The following is a 17708-nucleotide window of genomic DNA, read 5'->3' as shown; positions in this document are numbered from 1 at the left end:
GTCCGACTCAGCCGCTCGGTGAGAACGGGAGCGTGGCGGGCGGCGAACGGAGACGTCACGCCCGCGGCAGCAGGTCGCGCGCCTCGTCGGCTTTCATGCCCGTCGCTGCGAGCGCATCGACGATGTAGGGCCTCATGGCCTGCACCAGGTTGCGATCGGCGAAGTCGCCGTCGGGAGCCATCTGCGCCGGATCGAGGTGCCGGGCGACCTCGACCAGCGACTGCCTGGCGATCGGTTGCTGCGACACATCGGTGAGCGACTCGCTGATCAGCACGATGCTCACCCGCACTCGTGCGAGCAGGTCGGCGACAGCAGGTCGCGGTGCTCCATCGCGTGCGACGTAGGCGGCGCGGCGCGCGACGACCCGCAGGCTCCTGGTGCACAGTTCGATCGCCGCCTGCATCGAGGCCTGCCGCGCGAGGTCGAACCGACGACGGCGCAGGAACGGCGACAGGCGGGCGATGGCGACACCGGATTCCACGGCGTTCGACCAGGCGTCCGTCAACGGCTGCGTCGCCCGTGCCCGTGCGAGAGCGGCGTCCGCCTTCGTCGCCGAGCCCGTGGCGAGGGCCGTCGACAGGTCGGCCAGAATGCCGTCGTGCTCCGCCAGCATCCGCAGGCCCGCACGCGTGGCCGCCTTGCCCGGGTCACGTGGGATGAGCACTGTCGCGAGGAGGGCGAACACCCCGCCGACGACGGCGTCGAGTGTGCGCGTGAACGGACCGCCCGGCGGCAGCGGCGAGAGCATGACCAGCGAGCACTGCACGGCGGCGGCCACGGCGAAGGCCGGGTTCGGCAGCAGGAACCTGGCCACCAGCATGGTGAGGGCGAGCGCGAACGCGTACTGGGCGAGACCGGCCCCGAACCCCAGCAGCAGCAGCTCGGCTAAGGCGATGCCGAGGGTCATGCCGAAGACAGTCTCCAGGACGCGGATGGGCCTCGCGTCGCGGACGAATCCGAGCGCCGAGATCACCACGATGGCCGCGATGAGGGGAGACTGGTGCCCGACCACGTAGTGCGCGAAGGCGAAGCTCGCGACGGCGGTCACAGTGATCTGGGCAACCGGCGGGACGGCGTCCCTGGTCCGCGCCCACGCTGCGGCGGTGTCGAACCGCGGGCGCATCAGCGCCGGATGCCGAGCCGCGGCATCCGCGGGATGCCGGCCGTCGCTCCTGCCTCCGGAGGCACGACCACGACCTGCGCCGCAGCGACCACCTCGCCGGTCTCGGCGGTGTGCACCTCGAGCGGCGCGTCGACGGGAACGCCGCGGCGGATCACGGCGAGGGCGATCGGGCCGAGTTCGTGGTGCATGGCGCTCGACGTGACCGATCCGACCTCGCGCCACCCGGCCTCGGTCTCTGGCCGCTTCCTCTCGGCGAAGACCTCGTCGCCGTGCGCCGGCAGCACTGTGTCGGAGCCGTCGAGGTGCAGCATCACGAGGCGGCGCGGCGGATGCCCGAGATTGTGCACCTTGGCGACGGTCTCCTGGCCGCGGTAGCAACCCTTGTCGAGGTGCACCGCGCTGCGGAGCCAGTCGAGTTCGTGCGGGATGCTGCGCTCGTCGACCTCGGTCGAGAACCGCGGACGCCACGCGGCGATGCGCACGGCGTCGAGGGCGAGGGTGCCGGCCAGGGCCGGGGTGCCAGATACCGCCCGCTCGGCGAGGTCTGCGAGTGAGGCGCGCGGAACGAGTACCTCGCTGAACCGCCAGTCGGCGGCCGGGTGCTCGACGTCGGAGGCGTACTGCCAACCGCCGACGGCGATCTCCGACCACGGGTCGCGCCACACCAGCGGAACTCCGTTCGGGGCGGCGACGTCCAGGCCGATGGCCGCGGCATCCGTCGCCATGGTGCCGATGGTGGCGAACTCCTCGGTGCGGTCGGCGACCTCGACGCGCAGCGTGAAACGCATGCGGTCGAGCCAGGTGAAGAGACCCGTCGTCTCGACGCGATCGACGAGCAGCCAGGTCGTGACGCCGTCGTCGACGACGTGGGCGTCGTACTCGATGCGGCCCTGGGGGTCGAGGATGAGCGTCTCGGACGACTCCCCCGGTGCCAGCCGATCGAGCGCCTGGCTGGAGATGGAGTTGAGCCAGGTCAGCCTGTCGGGACCCGTGATGCTCACGACGCCGGCATGCGAGAGGTCGACGATCGCGGTGCCGTCCTCGAGGCGGCGCTGCTCGACGTTCGGGTTGCCGTAGTGGGCTGCGACGCCGTCATCCAGGCCCTCGGCGCGCACAGCGCCGGGAACCGAGAGAAGGGGGGAGGCTGCATCCGTCATCGTCGTCACTCCACCTTCGCGAGTCGGCCGGAGGAGTGGGTGCGCAGGTCCTGGCCGAGGGCGGCGATGTCCCACGCCCAGAGCAGGTGCGAGTCGACGAGGCCGTAGAGCCTGGTGGCGGCCGAGTAGGGCTTGGCGCCCTGCGTTCGCAGGACGGCATCCGTCGCCAGGTCTATGCGCGGACCCTTCACCTGGCCGAGGTAGAGCTCGGCGACCCCGCCGGGGTGCACCAGGTTGACCTCGATGTCGAAGCCGCCGGCGGCATTGCGCAGCGTCTCGACCGACTCTGCGTCGCGGAACGGCCGATCGCCGACGCCCGGCAGCATCGCCGGACCGGCATCCGCCTCTCCGAGTGCGCGGCTCAGGCGCCAGTAGCCAGTCTCCGTGACGAGCGGTATCGGTTCTCCGCCCTCCTCGGTGGGGAACAGCCAGCTGTAGGAGGTGTAGTTCAAGTGGGGCAGGCCGTCGTGGCTGAAGCTCACGCGCTGACCGAATTCGTGGGTGACGGATGCCTCACCGACTGCGTAGTCGATGACGCCTGAGCCCTCCCAGACGCCGAGCAGCCACGAGAGGGGAACCAGCTCGGCCGGGAGCTCGACGGGCAGCTCGATCATCGGGTGTTACCGCTGCCCCCGGAAGAGCTTGTAGACCACGACGCCGGAGACCCACGCGATCGCGAGGCTCGCAAGGCCCAGAAGTCCGAGGAAGAAGAGTTCGAGGAAGATGAGTTCGCCGCCGGCCATGGCTCGAGTCTATCCCCGCGCGGAGGGCACTCAGAGCGTCAGGGCGACCACGATGCCGGCGATGGCCGTGATGACCACGATCCCCGCGAAGGTCGAGACCACGCGGGCGACGAAACCGTCACGACGACGCGTGGCGAGCTGCACGCAGAAGGCCACCAGCGCACAGGCGGCCATGCTCAGGCACAGGCCGCCGAATCTCTCCTCGGGAGCGACCGTCGTCAGCACCACGACGGCCCCCACGACAGCCAGGATCCAGACGGACACGATGCCCGCGAACGTCGCGGCGGGGCTCAGCGGCACTTCGGTGTCGGTCATGGTTCCCATTGTGACGCGCGAACGACGCTGCGTCATCAGGATAAGATGACGCAACGAACGAGCTGGAGGAATGCGCGTGGCGCAATTGTTGATCCTGACGTCGGCAGTCAACAATGAAGTTCTCCCCGCCCTGGCGCTGCTCAGCCACAGAGTGCGGCTGATCCCTGCGGATCCGCAGCAGCTCATCACGGCGCCCGATTCCGATGCCGTCATCGTCGATGCGCGTACGAATCTGGCCAGCGCCAAGGCCCTCTGCCAGATCCTGCGCACGACGGGCATCTCCGTTCCGCTCCTCCTCGTGCTCACCGAGGGCGGCCTGTCCGGCGTCAGCCCCGACTGGGGAGTCGACGACGTGATCGTTGAATCGGCCGGCCCCGCCGAGGTGGATGCCCGCATCCGTCTCGCCGTCGGCCGGATCGCCCCCGAGGTCAACACCCGCATCCAGACCTCCGGCGTGATCATCGACGAGGCGAGCTACTCGGCGAAGGTGCGCGGCAAGCCACTTGACCTGACGTTCAAGGAGTTCGAGCTGCTCCGCTTCCTCGCGACCCACCCGTCGCGCGTCTTCACCCGCGAGCAGCTGCTGAGCGAGGTGTGGGGCTACGACTACTTCGGCGGAACGCGCACCGTCGACGTTCACGTGCGTCGCCTCCGCGCCAAGCTCGGCGACCTCGAGTCGCTGATCGGCACGGTGCGCAACGTCGGCTACAGGTTCAACGTGCACGAGGACGAGGAACCGGCCGGCCTCGGTCGCTGAGCTCCGCCGGAGAACTTCTGCCGGGGAGATAACGTCCTCGTCACGTGCTGTTCATGCGGCTGATGCCATGATGAAGGCATGGATGCCGAGAACCTGATCGACACCGGACTCGCAGGGGACTTCGACGACGACTTCGAGCCCTTCGACCCCGCCGGAGACACGACGCTGCCCGAGGAGCGCTACCTCGACCGCGAGCTGAGCTGGCTGGCGTTCAATCAGCGTGTGCTCGAGCTGGCCGAGGACCCCACGCTGCCGATCCTCGAGCGCGCGAACTTCCTGGCGATCTTCGCGACGAACCTGGACGAGTTCTTCATGGTGCGCGTCGCCGGCCTGAAGCGTCGCATCCTCACCGGCCTCGCCATTCCGACCAACGTCGGTCGCGCCCCGCACGACGTGCTCTCCGATGTCTCGGCGAAGGCTCACGAACTGCAGGACCGGCACGCCGCCGCCTACCGTGAGCTGGTCAGGCCGGCCCTCGCCGAGTCCGGAATCCACATCGTCCGCTGGGATGAGCTCGAGGATGACGAGCGATCGAACCTGCGCGACTACTTCTCCCGGCAGATCTTCCCGGTGCTGATGCCGCTGGCGGTCGACCCGGCGCATCCGTTCCCCTACATCTCCGGCCTCTCCCTCAACCTCTCGGTGCGCGTGCGCAACTCGAAGACGGGCAAGCAGGAGTTCGCACGCCTCAAGGTTCCGCAGATGCTGCCGCGGTTCCTCAAGATCCCCCACGATCCCGGCGCCGAACGCTTCATCACGCTCGAGGACCTCATCGCCAACCACCTCGGCGACCTGTTCCCCGGCATGGAGATCCTCGAGCACCACGTCTTCAGGGTCACCCGCAACGAGGACGTCGAGGTCGACGAGGACGAGACCGAGAACCTCATCAAGGCGCTCGAGAAGGAGCTGCTGCGCAGGCGCTTCGGGCCGCCCATCCGTCTCGAGGTGACCGACGACATGGACGACGTGACGCTCGGCCTGCTGGTACGCGAGCTGGACGTCACCGACAACGAGGTGTACAGGCTGCCGGCCCCGCTCGACCTCGGTGGACTTTTCGACATCGCGAAGATCGACCGCCCCGACCTGCACTACCCGACGCACGTTCCGACGACGAGTGCCAGGCTGCAGCCCCTCGAGCCCAACTCCCGCCCCGACATCTTCTCGGCCATCTCGCGCGGCGATGTGCTGCTGCACCACCCGTACGAGTCGTTCGCGACCAGCGTGCAGGCCTTCATCGAGCAGGCGGCCGCCGACCCGCACGTGCTCGCCATCAAGCAGACGCTCTACCGCACCTCGGGCGACAGCCCCATCGTCGAGGCCCTCATCGACGCGGCGGAGTCCGGCAAGCAGGTGCTCGCCCTCGTGGAGATCAAGGCGCGCTTCGACGAGCAGGCCAACATCAGCTGGGCCCGCAAGCTGGAGAAGGCCGGCGTGCACGTGGTCTACGGGCTGGTCGGCCTGAAGACCCACTGCAAGCTCGCCCTCGTCATCCGCCAGGAGAAGGGCGAACTGCGGCACTACAGCCACATCGGGACGGGAAACTACAACCCGAAGACGAGCCGCATCTACGAGGACCTCGGACTCCTCACCGACGACGACCAGGTCGGCAAGGACCTCACCCGCCTCTTCAACGAACTCTCCGGCTACGCCATCGAGAAGAAGTTCAAGCGCCTGCTGGTCGCCCCGCTGCACCTGCGCAAGGGACTGCTACGCCACATCGCCACCGAGACGAAGAACGCGCTCGACGGCAGGCCGGCCCGCATCCGCATCAAGGTCAACTCCATGGTCGACGAGGCCATCATCGATGCGCTCTACAGGGCCTCGAACGCCGGCGTCCCCGTGGACATCTGGGTGCGCGGCATCTGCAGCCTCATGCCCGGCGTGCCCGGCATGAGCGAGAACATCCGGGTGCGCTCGATCCTGGGCCGCTACCTCGAGCACTCGCGCATCTTCTCCTTCCTCAACGGCGGCGACCCGCACGTCTTCATCGGCAGCGCCGACATGATGCACCGCAACCTCGACCGCCGTGTCGAGGTGCTCGTGCGCCTCACCGAACCCGAACACCTCACAGAGATCGACGGCTTCTTCAGCCGCGCCATGGACGAGCGCACGCCGTCGTGGTGGCTCGGCGATGACGGGGTCTGGGTGCGCCACCACCTCGACGAGGACGGCGTCCCGCTCGACGACATGCAGAACACGCTCATGCACGAGATCGGCGCTCGCAAGCGCCCGGGGAGGACGCGATGACGGCGACCGCCATCTACGCCGCGGGGGCGGTCTGCTGGCGCGAGGTGGAGGGGCGCCTGATGGTGCTCGTCATCCATCGCACCGTGCACGGCGACGTGACCATCCCCAAGGGCAAGGTCGATCCCGGGGAGACCCTCCCGCAGACCGCCGTGCGCGAGATCAAGGAGGAGACCGGCCTCACCGTCGCCCTCGGGGTGCCCGTCGGCGTCTCGAATTATCCCCTCTCGGGCAACCGCACCAAGATCGTGCACTACTGGTCGGCCGAGGTCAGCGACGACGCCGTGCGCCACTCCACCTTCGTGCCGAACGGCGAGGTCGCAGCCCTGGAATGGGTCACCATCAAGAAGGCGCGCAGCTACCTGAGCTACAAGTCCGACGTCGAGATCCTCGATGCCTTCGCCGCTCTCGTCGACAGCGGCATCACCCGGACCTTCGCCCTGGTGGTGCTCCGACACGCCAAGGCCCTGACGCGCGGCGAGTGGAAGAAGTCCGACTCGAGCCGACCGCTCAGCGAGCGGGGAGTGCACCAGGCCGCGACCATCGTCGACACCATCCAGGCGTGGCGCCCGAAGCGCATCACGACCAGTTCCGCGACCCGCTGCGTGACGACGGTGACGCCGCTCTCGGTGGCATCGGGGATCGAACTCAAGCGCACCGACGCCCTCAGCCAGGATGCCTTCGAAGACGGCACCGCAGACATCCGTTCGGTCATCGGCAAGCGAGTCCGGTCGCGCAAGACCGCTGTCATCTGCAGCCACGGTCCGGTGCTCGGCGAGATCCTGCGGGAGATCGCTCTCGCCACCGGAACCCCGACGGGTTCCTACATCGCGGATGCCGCCTCGCTCGAGGTCGGCGCCTTCTCGGTGGTGCACCTCTCATCGACCAACCCGAGCTCGGGCATCATCGCCATCGAGACCCACGCTCCCCGGGTATAGCCATCCTGCCGCTGCGGTATCGGGTCGATCTGTGCCCCGATACCGGCTCGGTCATGCGCTGAGGCCAGTCGACGGTCGTGCCGCGGGCGCCCGCGGGACCGTGAGTTTCGTCCGCGCCCGTTAAGACTGCGTTCACCTGCAGTGAGGCTGCGCTTCACGGAGCCCACTTAGCGTCATCACCGAGCCGAACAGGTTCACATCGTGTAATCACTTCCCCTGAAAGGGACCTTCGTGAAACTCAAGCGTTTTGGCGCCCCGGTCGTCCTGGCCGTCGTAGCCACCATCGCACTGTCCTCGTGCGCAGCAAACGAGGATGCTCCCCCCGCAGCGACCGAGAGCACCTCGTCGCTCACCGGCACGCTCAACGCCGCCGGCGCCTCGTCGCAGCAGGCCGCCCAGGAGTCCTGGGTCGCCGGCTTCCAGACCGCCAACCCCGACGTGACCGTCAACTACGACCCCTCGGGCTCCGGCGCCGGTCGTGAGGCCTTCATCTCCGGTGGCGTCGACTTCGCCGGATCCGACTCCGCCCTGAACGACGACGAGCTCGCCGGCGCCTTCGCCGCCTGCGCTCCCGACACCAAGGCCGTCGACCTCCCCGTCTACATCTCCCCCATCGCCGTCGTCTTCAACGTCGAGGGTGTCGACGACCTCTCGCTCGACGCCGCGACCATCGCCCACATCTTCAAGGGCGACATCACGAAGTGGAACGACCCGGCCATCGCCGCCCTCAACGACGGCGTGACCCTGCCCGACGCCAACATCACCGCCGTGCACCGTTCGGACGACTCCGGCACCACGAAGAACTTCTCGGACTACCTCAACCAGGTCGCCCCCGACGTGTGGGACCAGAAGCCGGCCGACCCGTTCCCGTACCAGACCGGTGAGGGCGCACAGGGCACCTCCGGTGTCATCGACGCCGTCACCAACGGCACCAACACCATCGGCTACGCGGATGCCTCGCGCGCCGGTGACCTCGGTGTCGTGAAGATCAAGGTCGGCGACGAGTTCGTCGCGCCGAGCGCCGAGGGCGCAGCAGCCGTCGTCGACGACTCGCCCGCCGTCGAGGGCCGCGCGGACAACGACCTCGCGGTCAAGCTCGAGCGCACCACGACCGACCCGTCGCACTACCCGCTGGTGCTCGTGAGCTACGCGATCGTCTGCCCGGAGTACGCTGACGCCGACCAGGCCGCCCTCGTGAAGGCGTACGTCGGCTACATCGCCTCCGCCGACGGCCAGAAGGTCGCGGCCGACGCTGCCGGCTCCTCGCCGCTGTCCAGCGAGCTGCAGGCCAAGGTCGCCGACGTGGTCGCCTCGATCAAGTAACGACAACAACCCGCCTGCCCGGCCCGTCGACCAGCACGCATTGCGTGCCGAAAGACGGGTCGGGCAGACTGGGGTTCGCGGCCGTGGACCCCGCTTCGCAACCACCTCCAGCACTGCAAGGGACTCGCAGCCATGACGACAACTGTCGCCGCCCCCGCCATCCGTGCGAAGGAGCGACCCGGCGATCGGGTGTTCTCCTCGCTGACGGTCGTCGCGAGCAGCCTGATCCTCGCGGTGCTCGCAGCCGTCGCCATCTTCCTGGTGGTGCAGTCCCTGCCGGCGTTCGTCGCCGAATCCGACGCCTTCAAGGGTGACGCGACCAACTTCTGGTCATACGTCACCCCTCTCGTCTTCGGAACCATCTGGTCGGCGGCACTGGCGATGATCTTCGCAGTACCGCTCGCCATCGGCGTCGCCCTCTTCATCACGCACTTCGCGCCACGCCGCCTCGCCCAGGGGCTCGGCTACGTGGTCGACCTCCTCGCCGCTGTTCCGTCGGTCGTCTTCGGCCTCTGGGGAATCAGCGTGCTCGCTCCCACGGTGCAGCCGTTCTACAACAGCCTCACCGAACTGTTCGGCTGGTTCCCGCTCTTCGCCGGTCCGGTGTCCGGCACGGGCCGCACGATCCTCACCGTCGCCATCGTGCTCGCCGTGATGGTGCTGCCCATCATCACCGCCATCAGTCGCGAGGTCTTCCTGCAGACGCCACGCCTGCACGAGGAGGCCGCGCTGGCGCTGGGCGCCACCCGCTGGGAGATGATCCGCATGGCGGTGCTGCCGTTCGGTCGCCCGGGTGTCATCTCGGGCGCGATGCTCGGACTCGGCCGCGCCCTCGGCGAGACCATGGCCGTGGCCATGGTGCTCTCCCCGGCCTCGATCATCTCGTTCGCGCTGCTGCAGTCGCAGAACCCCACGACCATCGCCGCCAACATCGCCCTGAACTTCCCCGAGGCCCATGACGTGGGCGTCAACATCCTCATCGCGACAGGACTCATCCTGTTCGTGATCACGCTCGCCGTGAACTCGATCGCACGCTACATCGTCGGCCGCCGCAAGGCCTTCTCGGGAGCCAACTGATGACCGCAACAGCCACTCGCACCGCCACGACGATGCCGAACGCCCTCACCTCGGGGAAGATGCCGAAGTGGTCGCCGCTCTGGCTGCTCGGCGGCTCCCTCGCCATCTCGATCGCGATCTTCGCCGTCCTCGAGGCGGCAGGCGCGACCCGCGTGTTCAACTGGGCCGGAACGGCTTTCGTCGCCGTCGTGCTCTACTGCGTGCTCATCTGGACGATCTCGCGCCTGGTCGAGGGCGGCCGCAAGGCGGCTGACCGACTCGTCACCGCCCTCGTCACGACAGCCTTCGGCATCGCGCTCATCCCGCTGATCTCGGTGACATACACCGTGATCGTCAGGGGCATCGCCCGCTTCGATGTTCCGTTCTTCACGGAGTCGATGCGCAACGTCGTCGGCGCCGGCGGAGGCGCCCTGCACGCGATCGTGGGAACCCTCCTGATCACCGGCATGGCCACCATCATCTCGGTGCCGATCGGGTTGCTCACGGCCATCTACCTCGTCGAGTACGGCCGCGGCCGCCTCGCCCGCGGCGTCACGTTCTTCGTGGACGTCATGACGGGCATCCCGTCCATCGTCGCCGGCCTGTTCGCGTTCGCTCTGTTCGCGCTGCTGTTCGACGATCCCGGCATCCGTTTCGGATTCGGTGGCGCCGTCGCCCTCAGCGTGCTCATGATCCCTGTCGTCGTGCGCTCCAGCGAGGAGATGCTCAAGCTGGTTCCGAACGAGCTCCGCGAGGCGTCGCTCGCCCTCGGCGTTCCGAAGTACCTCACTGTGCTCAAGGTCGTGCTGCCGACATCCATCGCCGGAATCATCACCGGTGTCATGATCTCCATCGCCCGCGTGATCGGCGAGACGGCCCCGCTGCTCATCATCGCCGGCTTCACGACGAGCATGAACTACAACCTCTTCTCCGAGCGCATGATGACGCTCCCGGTGTTCGTGTACAACCAGTACGCGAGCCAGGGAACCGACGCGCAGGCCTACCTCGATCGTGCCTGGACCGGCGCGCTCACGCTCATCCTCATCGTCGCCCTGCTCAACATCGTCGCGCGCCTGGTGGCGAAATTCCTCGCCCCCAAGGGCGCACGCTGAGCCTCGGCCTCATACACTCCCCGCACCACCAAACGAAGGAATCCATGTCCAAGCGCATCGAGGTCAACGACCTCAACGTCTACTACTCCAGCTTCCTCGCTGTGGAAGGCGTCTCGCTGACCATCGAGCCCCGCACCGTGACAGCATTCATCGGGCCGAGCGGATGCGGCAAGTCCACGTTCCTGCGCACCCTCAACCGCATGCACGAGGTCATCCCCGGCGCCCGCGTCGAGGGCGAGGTGCTGATCGACGGCAACAACCTCTACGGACCCGGCGTCGACCCCGTGCTGGTTCGCCGCCAGGTGGGCATGGTGTTCCAGCGGCCGAACCCGTTCCCCACCATGTCGATCGGCGACAACGTGCTGGCCGGGGCGAAGCTCAACAACAAGCGCATGTCGAAGTCGGAGGGCGACGACCTCATCGAGAAGTCGCTGCGCGGCGCCAACCTCTGGAACGAGGTGAAGGACCGCCTGCACATGCCCGGCTCCGGTCTCTCGGGTGGTCAGCAGCAGCGTCTCTGCATCGCGCGCGCCATCGCCGTGAACCCCGAGATCATCCTCATGGACGAGCCGTGTTCGGCCCTCGACCCGATCTCGACCCTCGCCATCGAAGACCTCATCGAGGAGATGAAGCAGGAGTTCACGATCGTCATCGTGACCCACAACATGCAGCAGGCCTCGCGCGTCTCCGACCGCACGGCCTTCTTCAACATCGCCGGCACCGGCAAGCCCGGCAAGCTCATCGAGTACGACGACACCACCACGATGTTCTCGAACCCCAGCGTGCAGGCCACCGAGGACTACGTCTCCGGTCGCTTCGGTTGATCCCTGCTCGTGCTCGGCTGACACTCACCTGATCGTCGAGTTGCCCACTTCCGCTGGTGTGCGCGTTCGCGCACTGGCGGAAGTGGGCAACTCGCGTAGAGGGAGTCAGTCGCGCGGGCTCAGCAGGTACCGCGTGAAGGCGCCATTCGCCTCGGCGTCGAGGGCGAGGGGCACTCCGTCGAGCTCGATGATCGGAGCGGCGAGACGCACACTCGACACCAGCCAGACGGCATCCGCTCGCCGCAGCTCATCGACGGTGATGTCGCGTTCAGCCACCGGGAAGTCGTGCACGCGGATGTGCTCGAACAGGCTCGCCTGCGTCGTTCCGGCGAGGATCGATCCCGAGGGCTTCGGCGTGACGAAGACGCCGTCGATGCGGGCGATGACGCTCGAGGTCGGGCCCTCCATGACATACCCGTCGCTGGTGACGAAGATGGTGTCGTCGGCTCCGCGACGATGCGCCTCGCGCAGGGCCGCCATGTTCACGGCGTAGCTCAGCGTCTTGGCGCCCAGCAGCAGCCAGGGGGCGCGCTCCGCGACGCCGTGGTCGTAGCCGCGGTCGAGGGTCACCACGCGGATGCCCTTGGTACGGGCATCCGTCGAATCGGATGCCGCATTCACGCTGAGCCAGGCCGTCGGTGCGGGGCCGTGCTCGACGCCGCGGCTGAGCACCAGCTTCATGGCCAGCTCGCCCTCGGCAGGCACCTGCTCGCGCGCGAAAGCTATCGCGGCTCGCCACTGCCGAAGGTTCGGCACCGGAAGGTCGCAGATCTCGGCCGAACGCACGAGACGCGCCAGGTGCGCCTCGGACTCCTGCACGTGGCCGTCGACGACGGCGATCGTCTCGAAGATGCCGTCACCACGCTGGGTGCTGAGCTCCCCCACCCGCAGCGCCGGCGCCGAGGCGTCGATCTCCCGGAAGGTGCCTGCGGTGGCGGAGGTGGCGTCATCCGCGGCGAGCGGATCGATGAGCAGCGTGTACGGCAACGACATGCTCGAAAGCCTAGTTCGGCGGATGGCGCGGTGGCGGCGGGTTGACATCCACGGCGGCCGCCCGGCGGCATCCGATCAGGGCAGAGACGCACCGCGTCAGGGCAAAGAAAGTCGGGGCAAAGAAAGCAGGGCAGAGAAATGGCCGGGCCGCAGAACGCCTCTCGGCGCGAGGCCGCTCGGAGCGGCGAATATTGGAGCCCGGGGTTACTGCGGCCCGGCCATGTACAAGTGTAAGCGACGGATGCCGCCGGGTATTCCCTTCGCGCTGACCGAGGTTCTGCCGACCTCAGCGGTCGAAGGCGCGGCTACTGCAGCCCGACGATGAGCCGCAGCGAGCCCTCGAACTCGGGCTGGGTGCGCAGGTCGCCGTACTTGGCGTCCCAGGCGCCGGAGGCGAGCTCGTCGCCGAGCTCCCGCACGAAGCGGCGCGCCACCAGCGGGCCCACGAAGCTCCACGCGGAGTTCGCCTGTCGTGCACCGGGGTCGAGCAGGGCCTCGGGGCGGCCGTAGTAGGCCTCACCGAAACCGTCGAGGCAGTCCAGCGGAATCGGCACGTCGATGATGCGGCTGTTCGCGCCCAGGGCCTCGGCGATGTGCTCCACCTCGGGATAGCGCGCGGCCTCGGTGTCGATGACCTCGGGTGCGTACTCGTCGAGCCAGAACCTGTCGAGCGCCTTCGGATCGCAGCTGAGAACCAGCACCGGTCCGCGCGTGACACGCCTCATCTCTGCGAGGCCGCGATCGATGTCCGCCCACTGGTGCACGGTGAAGGTGGCCAGCGATGCGTCGAAGGCGTCGTCGTCGAACGGCAGGCGCTCGGCGGTGGCATCGATGGCGCGGGGCAGCCCCGCCTCGCGCTGGATGCGCATGGTGGCCGAGGGCTCCACGGCCGTCACGTCGCGGTCGCGCGGCTCATAGGAGCCGGCACCTGCACCGACGTTCAGCACGGTGTAGGCGTCGCCGAGCTCCCGGAGGATCACCTCGGCGATGCGCGGATCGGGTCGACGGTAGTCCGCGTAGCCGAAGCCGATGCGCGCGTAGTCCGCGTCGCCCGCGCTGCCGTCGCCTGTGCGCTCCATGGCCATCGTCACCCTCCCCCGTCGTTCGTCTCAGCCCAGTCTCTCAGGCTCCGGATGCCGCGTTACGCCGGTGTCGCGTTCCGAGGTGCTCTCCTCAGTCGAGCGAGTAGCTGCGCCACAGTCTGGCGCAGGCACCGAGCTCCTGGCCGAGCTCGGAGAAGCGGAGCGCCCGCGTCGTCAGTTCGCTGCTGCGCTCGGGCTCCGTGGCATCCGAATCGTCCGCGATGCTCGTGGCTCCGCTCGCCATGATGCGACAGAAGGCTGCCGCACGGTCGAGAGCGATACCGAAGTCGCCGGCGAAGATGCCGCGCAGGATGTCGTCGGCGAGCGCCACGACCTCCTCGGGTCCTGTCGGGGTGGGTGCCCCCGCCACGACGGGGTCGACGCCGACGGCGAGCTCGGAGCCGCGCTGGAACAGGAACGCCGTGCCCATCGGATCCTGACGGATGAGCAGGCGCAGCAGGTAGAGGCGCCAGAGGGCACCGGGGAGGCTGCGAGCGGATGCCTTGGCCCACAGCTCGGCGACGGCGTCGATGCCGTGCTCGTCGGTGTACGCGACCAGCCGCTCGACCACCTCCGGATCGGGGTTCTCGCGCACCCGCGACAGCAGTGCGTTCGCCGTCTCGTGGGCGACGCGGCTCAACGTGGCCGGGTCGTCTCCCCCGTGGAACGCCTCGAACACGCGCGAGGGGAACTTCGTGGGTTTGTGGAATCCTTCGGCCATGGTGCTCCGTTCCGGTGTGGTTGCTGGAGTGTTCCCGGTGTCGTTCCCGCCCAACGCTACGCGCATTCGGACGCACTCGATCCACGATAAGTTAGAGGAACGGGCCTCTAGCTCAGTTGGTAGAGCAAGGGACTTTTAATCCCTGGGTCGTCGGTTCGAGCCCGACGGGGCCCACCCACTCCGTTCGCCTCAGTTCGACTGCTCCGTGGCCGGAGACTCGGCCGCATTGGTTGCCGTCGTCGCCGTCGCAGCACGTCCACGCGTTCCGGCGAGCAGCATCCGCGTGCCCAGGCCCACCGCCGCGACGACGATGGCGACGACGAGGGGCGGCACCACCAGCTCGGGCATCAGGAAGGCCATCCTGAAGACGCCGACCCCGTAGTCGAGCATCTCCGACGGGTATCCGGCGAGTACCCGGCTGCCCGCGGCCGAGCTGATGGCCGTGATCAGTGCCGGCCCGAGCCAGAGGAGGACGAGTCCGACGATGGCGGCGATCACCCTGCCCACAGTGTTCACGCCGCACCAGGCTATGGCGATTCCCACGAGGATCGCCGGGATCCACCGGGCGTAGCCCAGCACCTGGATGGCCCACTCGGCCGGGAACGACCCGACCGGAGCGATCAGGCCGCTCAGCCAGGAGCCGGCTGCGACTGAGGCGATGCTGAGGCCCACGAGGGCACCGGCCCGCGGTGCTCGAGCGATCAGGACGAGCACGCCGACCCCCACGGCGATCGCGAGGGCGGCGACGGCGATCAGCAGACTGAGGTAGAGCGTGGACTCGCTCCGCGACTGCAGCCCGCCCCCGACGGCGACGGCGGTCTGCACCGTCGCGATGAGCTGTGTGAGGAGAACTCCAGCCACGATCGCGACGTAGCCGCCCCGGGACTGGCGCGCTCGAGTCGCGCGGGCGATCAGCCCGGCCACCGCGGATCCGATGAGCAGGAGGGCGACGATGAGGGTCAGCGTGTACTGGCTGAACGGCAGCAGCACGAGCGGCATCCGCTCGGCCGTCGTGTCGTTCTCCCAGAGGTTCTGCAGCGGAAGACGGAGGCCCGCGACGAACCAGGGCAGGAGTCCGACGAGTGCCGACGCCACGCCGATGAGGAACAACAGCCAGGCGGAGAGCGGCTTGATCTCCGTTTCAGCCACCGCTGTCGAACCGTACCCGCCCTGCGTCGTCGCACTCATGCGTTGCATCCTCCATCGAGATCACGGCGTGGAGGCGGTTCGGCGCCCCCACGCCTGCCTCCAGCCTACGAGGACGGATGCCTCTCTGGGCGATGCGATCGACCCGGCCGGCGCGGACTCGGGACTCAGCGCGCGGGCGGAGCGGCCCGCCGCGAGGCCCTGGCGGCGAGAGCCGTGAGGGCACGGTCGGCCGACCCGCCCAGGGCCCACTTCTCCGAGAGCGCGGCGACGGATGCTGCAGCCTGGGCGTCGAGCGGACGGATGCGGGCGTCGAACTCGCCGAGGTCGAGGTCGCGGACGACCTCGACGACCGTGGGCGCCACGGCGAGGTACTCGGAGGCCGCGAGGATCTTCGCCCTGATGCCGGCGGACATCGGCTCAGCGGCATCCGCCGCCGCAGCGATGATGCCGTCGAGGTCGTCGTGCTCCTGCAGCAACGTCGCCGCCGTCTTCTCGCCGATGCCGGCGACGCCGGGAAGGCCGTCGGATGCGTCACCGCGGAGAGCCGCGAAATCGGCGTACTGCGCCGCCGTCACGCCGTACTTCGACACCACCGTCTCGCCTGTGAGCACTTCGAGCCGATTCATGCCGCGGGCCGTGTAGACGATGCGCACCTCACGATCGTCATCGATGAGCTGGAACAGGTCGCGGTCGCCGGTGACGACGTCGACGGGCATCGTCGCCTGAGTCGCGAGACTGCCGATCACGTCGTCGGCCTCATGCGCTGCGGCGCCGATGATCGCGATGCCGAAGGCCTCGAGAGTCTCGCGGATGAGCGGGATCTGCGCCACGAGCAGCTCCGGCGTCTCCTCGACGTCGGGGCCGTCGGGCACGACCCGCTCCACCCGGTGCTCCTTGTAGCTCGGGATGAGGTCGACCCGCCACTGCGGGCGCCAGTCGTCGTCCCAGCAGGCGACGAGATGGGTCGGCTCGAAGTCCGTCACGAGCCTCGCGATGAAGTCGAGCAGGCCGCGCACGGCGTTCACCGGCGTTCCGTCGGGCGCCCGGATGGTGTCGGGCAGTCCGTAGAAGGCGCGGAAGTACAGCGAAGCGGTGTCGAGAAGCATCAGACGCTCGGGCATGTCCCGATCATGGCACGACCCGATGACGAGCAGGGCGACGGATGCCGCAGCCCACGGTGCAGCATCCTCTCGCCCGGCACTCAGGCTCGGGGTGTTCACTCGGCCCATGGCCTCCAAGAGGGATCGATCGCGGTCGCGACTGCTGGCCGCGCTCTCGGGCACGCACGACGGCCGACCGGCGTGGGTCGATCGTCTCGAGCTGGGCGACGACGCCGGGTTCTTCGGCCCGGGCTCCGCCGCCTGGGCCGTGCACGGAGGGATGCCGACGATGGTCGCCGGCATCCGGGCCCTGCTCGTGCAGACCTTGCATCCCGGGGCCATGGCCGGAGTGCACGACCATTCGAGGTTCGGCGAGGATCCGCTCGGGCGCCTCGCCGGCACCATCCAGTGGCTCACGATCGTCACCTACGGCGACACCGTCTTCGCCACCGAGGAGTCGGCCCGGGTCGGGAAGTACCATGCGCGCGTGGTCGGCACCTACCTCGACGCCCAGGGCGTCGAGCGTCCGTACGCCGCGAGCGATCCGGAGCTGCTCGCGTGGGTGCACCTGGCGTTCACCGACTCCTTCCTCGCCTGCCACACCATCTGGGGCGGTCCGATCCCGGGCGGAGCCGACGGTTACGTGAAGGAGTGGGCGACGGCCGGGGAACTCGTCGGCGTCGAGACTCCGCCGCGCTCGGAGCAGGAGCTGCGGGACCAGCTGGATGCCTTCGCGAGCGCGGGCATCCTGAAGAGCGACGAGCGCGTCGCCGAGGCCGTGCGCTTCATCAGGCACCCACCGCTCCCCAAGCCCATGCTGGCCGGCTATCGGGTGCTGTTCGCGGGGGCCGTTGCGAGCCTGCCCGACGACTACAGACGGATGCTGGGCCTGCGCCGCTCGCGGCTGCCCGTCGTGTGGGCCACCGCCCGCGCCCTCGGCACCATCCATCGCCTGCTGGGAAATCGATCGCCGTCGGAGGATGCCGCACGCTCGCGCATCGCCCGGATCACGGCCCAGGGATCGCGCAGCACAGCCGCCTGAGGCGCTCGGTGCCCACGACGGGGGCGCGC

At 68.6% G+C, this 17708-nt stretch carries 18 protein-coding genes and 1 tRNA gene; 9 read left to right on the top strand and 10 right to left on the bottom strand.

Going from position 1 to position 17708, the window contains the following annotated elements:
* Nucleotides 1-55: 55 nt before the first annotated feature.
* From ASF30_RS21555 to ASF30_RS21540, 5 genes are read right to left on the bottom strand one after another with little or no spacing between them, the layout of a single operon-like run.
* On the bottom strand, nucleotides 56-1123 hold the full coding sequence (locus ASF30_RS21555; RefSeq protein ID WP_055911553.1) for an FUSC family protein: 1068 nt from the start codon (nucleotides 1121-1123) through the stop codon (nucleotides 56-58).
* Nucleotides 1123-2280: a CAF17-like 4Fe-4S cluster assembly/insertion protein YgfZ gene (gene ygfZ / locus ASF30_RS21550; protein WP_055911550.1), complete on the bottom strand. Its 1158-nt coding sequence runs from the start codon at nucleotides 2278-2280 to the stop codon at nucleotides 1123-1125. Before ygfZ ends, ASF30_RS21555 begins: the two co-directional genes overlap by 1 nt.
* A gap of 5 nt (nucleotides 2281-2285) precedes the next feature.
* A complete protein-coding gene (locus tag ASF30_RS21545) occupies nucleotides 2286-2894 on the bottom strand; it encodes an FABP family protein (RefSeq protein ID WP_055911547.1) in 609 nt (202 codons plus the stop codon).
* A 6-nt stretch (nucleotides 2895-2900) separates the two neighbouring features.
* Nucleotides 2901-3023, bottom strand: a complete 123-nt coding sequence (locus ASF30_RS23495; protein ID WP_268765571.1) for a hypothetical protein — start codon at nucleotides 3021-3023, stop codon at nucleotides 2901-2903.
* A 30-nt stretch (nucleotides 3024-3053) separates the two neighbouring features.
* Entirely contained in the window at nucleotides 3054-3338 is a 285-nt protein-coding gene (locus ASF30_RS21540; RefSeq protein WP_055911620.1) for a hypothetical protein, read from the bottom strand.
* Between the two features lie 76 nt (nucleotides 3339-3414).
* Between ASF30_RS21540 and ASF30_RS21535 the strand changes: the two genes are divergently transcribed.
* From ASF30_RS21535 to pstB, 7 genes are all read left to right on the top strand, one after another.
* Nucleotides 3415-4095 carry a winged helix-turn-helix transcriptional regulator gene (locus tag ASF30_RS21535; protein WP_055823076.1) on the top strand — a complete coding sequence of 227 codons (681 nt, stop codon included), beginning with the start codon at nucleotides 3415-3417 and terminating at the stop codon, nucleotides 4093-4095.
* A gap of 78 nt (nucleotides 4096-4173) precedes the next feature.
* Nucleotides 4174-6342, top strand: a complete 2169-nt coding sequence (locus ASF30_RS21530; protein ID WP_055911545.1) for an RNA degradosome polyphosphate kinase — start codon at nucleotides 4174-4176, stop codon at nucleotides 6340-6342.
* Nucleotides 6339-7277 (top strand): NUDIX hydrolase, encoded by a 939-nt coding sequence (locus tag ASF30_RS21525; protein ID WP_055911542.1) that lies wholly within the window; start codon nucleotides 6339-6341, stop codon nucleotides 7275-7277. The genes ASF30_RS21530 and ASF30_RS21525 overlap by 4 nt, the downstream gene beginning before the upstream one ends.
* Before the next feature lie 231 nt (nucleotides 7278-7508).
* On the top strand, nucleotides 7509-8600 hold the full coding sequence (pstS, locus tag ASF30_RS21520) for a phosphate ABC transporter substrate-binding protein PstS (RefSeq protein ID WP_055911539.1): 1092 nt from the start codon (nucleotides 7509-7511) through the stop codon (nucleotides 8598-8600).
* Between the two features lie 132 nt (nucleotides 8601-8732).
* Nucleotides 8733-9677, top strand: a complete 945-nt coding sequence (gene pstC / locus ASF30_RS21515) for a phosphate ABC transporter permease subunit PstC (protein ID WP_055911536.1) — start codon at nucleotides 8733-8735, stop codon at nucleotides 9675-9677.
* Nucleotides 9677-10768, top strand: a complete 1092-nt coding sequence (gene pstA / locus ASF30_RS21510; RefSeq protein WP_055911533.1) for a phosphate ABC transporter permease PstA — start codon at nucleotides 9677-9679, stop codon at nucleotides 10766-10768. Before pstC ends, pstA begins: the two co-directional genes overlap by 1 nt.
* 44 nt (nucleotides 10769-10812) lie before the next feature.
* Nucleotides 10813-11592: a phosphate ABC transporter ATP-binding protein PstB gene (pstB, locus tag ASF30_RS21505; RefSeq protein WP_055911529.1), complete on the top strand. Its 780-nt coding sequence runs from the start codon at nucleotides 10813-10815 to the stop codon at nucleotides 11590-11592.
* A 105-nt stretch (nucleotides 11593-11697) separates the two neighbouring features.
* On the opposite strand, the gene ASF30_RS21500 is transcribed toward pstB, so the two are convergent.
* The 3 genes from ASF30_RS21500 to ASF30_RS21490 form a co-directional block, all read right to left on the bottom strand.
* On the bottom strand, nucleotides 11698-12585 hold the full coding sequence (locus ASF30_RS21500; RefSeq protein WP_055911525.1) for an aminodeoxychorismate lyase: 888 nt from the start codon (nucleotides 12583-12585) through the stop codon (nucleotides 11698-11700).
* Nucleotides 12586-12890: 305 nt separating this feature from the next.
* Entirely contained in the window at nucleotides 12891-13664 is a 774-nt protein-coding gene (locus ASF30_RS21495; protein ID WP_055911522.1) for a class I SAM-dependent methyltransferase, read from the bottom strand.
* 94 nt (nucleotides 13665-13758) lie between these two features.
* The gene (locus ASF30_RS21490; protein ID WP_055911520.1) at nucleotides 13759-14388 is read right to left on the bottom strand and encodes a hypothetical protein; all 630 of its coding nucleotides are present in this window, start codon (nucleotides 14386-14388) and stop codon (nucleotides 13759-13761) included.
* A 101-nt stretch (nucleotides 14389-14489) separates the two neighbouring features.
* Here ASF30_RS21490 and ASF30_RS21485 point away from each other — a divergent pair.
* Nucleotides 14490-14562, top strand: a tRNA-Lys gene (locus ASF30_RS21485).
* Nucleotides 14563-14577: 15 nt separating this feature from the next.
* Here the strand turns inward: ASF30_RS21485 and ASF30_RS21480 are convergent.
* Entirely contained in the window at nucleotides 14578-15576 is a 999-nt protein-coding gene (locus tag ASF30_RS21480; RefSeq protein ID WP_055911517.1) for a hypothetical protein, read from the bottom strand.
* Between the two features lie 125 nt (nucleotides 15577-15701).
* On the bottom strand, nucleotides 15702-16658 hold the full coding sequence (locus ASF30_RS21475; protein ID WP_055911618.1) for a 5'-3' exonuclease: 957 nt from the start codon (nucleotides 16656-16658) through the stop codon (nucleotides 15702-15704).
* A 106-nt stretch (nucleotides 16659-16764) separates the two neighbouring features.
* Between ASF30_RS21475 and ASF30_RS21470 the strand changes: the two genes are divergently transcribed.
* Nucleotides 16765-17679: an oxygenase MpaB family protein gene (locus ASF30_RS21470; RefSeq protein ID WP_055911513.1), complete on the top strand. Its 915-nt coding sequence runs from the start codon at nucleotides 16765-16767 to the stop codon at nucleotides 17677-17679.
* Nucleotides 17680-17708 lie beyond the last annotated feature (29 nt).

Source organism: Leifsonia sp. Leaf264 (assembly GCF_001422325.1).
Lineage (GTDB): Bacteria > Actinomycetota > Actinomycetes > Actinomycetales > Microbacteriaceae > Orlajensenia.
The sequence above is the reverse complement of the archived record's forward strand: the minus strand, read 5'-3'. Positions and strand labels throughout refer to the sequence as shown.

Excerpts from the sequence above, each read along its gene's own strand:
- ASF30_RS21480 (WP_055911517.1), bottom strand. The coding sequence starts at position 15,576 with ATGAGTGCGACGACGCAGGGCGGGTACGGTTCGACAGCGGTGGCTGAA.
- ASF30_RS21530 (WP_055911545.1), top strand. The coding sequence starts at position 4,174 with ATGGATGCCGAGAACCTGATCGACACCGGACTCGCAGGGGACTTCGAC.
- pstC (WP_055911536.1), top strand. The coding sequence starts at position 8,733 with ATGACGACAACTGTCGCCGCCCCCGCCATCCGTGCGAAGGAGCGACCC.
- ASF30_RS21540 (WP_055911620.1), bottom strand. The coding sequence starts at position 3,338 with ATGACCGACACCGAAGTGCCGCTGAGCCCCGCCGCGACGTTCGCGGGC.
- ASF30_RS21525 (WP_055911542.1), top strand. The coding sequence starts at position 6,339 with ATGACGGCGACCGCCATCTACGCCGCGGGGGCGGTCTGCTGGCGCGAG.
- ASF30_RS21490 (WP_055911520.1), bottom strand. The coding sequence starts at position 14,388 with ATGGCCGAAGGATTCCACAAACCCACGAAGTTCCCCTCGCGCGTGTTC.
- ASF30_RS21495 (WP_055911522.1), bottom strand. The coding sequence starts at position 13,664 with ATGGAGCGCACAGGCGACGGCAGCGCGGGCGACGCGGACTACGCGCGC.
- pstA (WP_055911533.1), top strand. The coding sequence starts at position 9,677 with ATGACCGCAACAGCCACTCGCACCGCCACGACGATGCCGAACGCCCTC.
- ASF30_RS21555 (WP_055911553.1), bottom strand. The coding sequence starts at position 1,123 with ATGCGCCCGCGGTTCGACACCGCCGCAGCGTGGGCGCGGACCAGGGAC.
- ASF30_RS21545 (WP_055911547.1), bottom strand. The coding sequence starts at position 2,894 with ATGATCGAGCTGCCCGTCGAGCTCCCGGCCGAGCTGGTTCCCCTCTCG.
- ASF30_RS23495 (WP_268765571.1), bottom strand. The coding sequence starts at position 3,023 with ATGGCCGGCGGCGAACTCATCTTCCTCGAACTCTTCTTCCTCGGACTT.
- pstB (WP_055911529.1), top strand. The coding sequence starts at position 10,813 with ATGTCCAAGCGCATCGAGGTCAACGACCTCAACGTCTACTACTCCAGC.
- ASF30_RS21500 (WP_055911525.1), bottom strand. The coding sequence starts at position 12,585 with ATGTCGTTGCCGTACACGCTGCTCATCGATCCGCTCGCCGCGGATGAC.
- ASF30_RS21475 (WP_055911618.1), bottom strand. The coding sequence starts at position 16,658 with ATGCCCGAGCGTCTGATGCTTCTCGACACCGCTTCGCTGTACTTCCGC.
- ygfZ (WP_055911550.1), bottom strand. The coding sequence starts at position 2,280 with ATGACGGATGCAGCCTCCCCCCTTCTCTCGGTTCCCGGCGCTGTGCGC.
- ASF30_RS21470 (WP_055911513.1), top strand. The coding sequence starts at position 16,765 with ATGGCCTCCAAGAGGGATCGATCGCGGTCGCGACTGCTGGCCGCGCTC.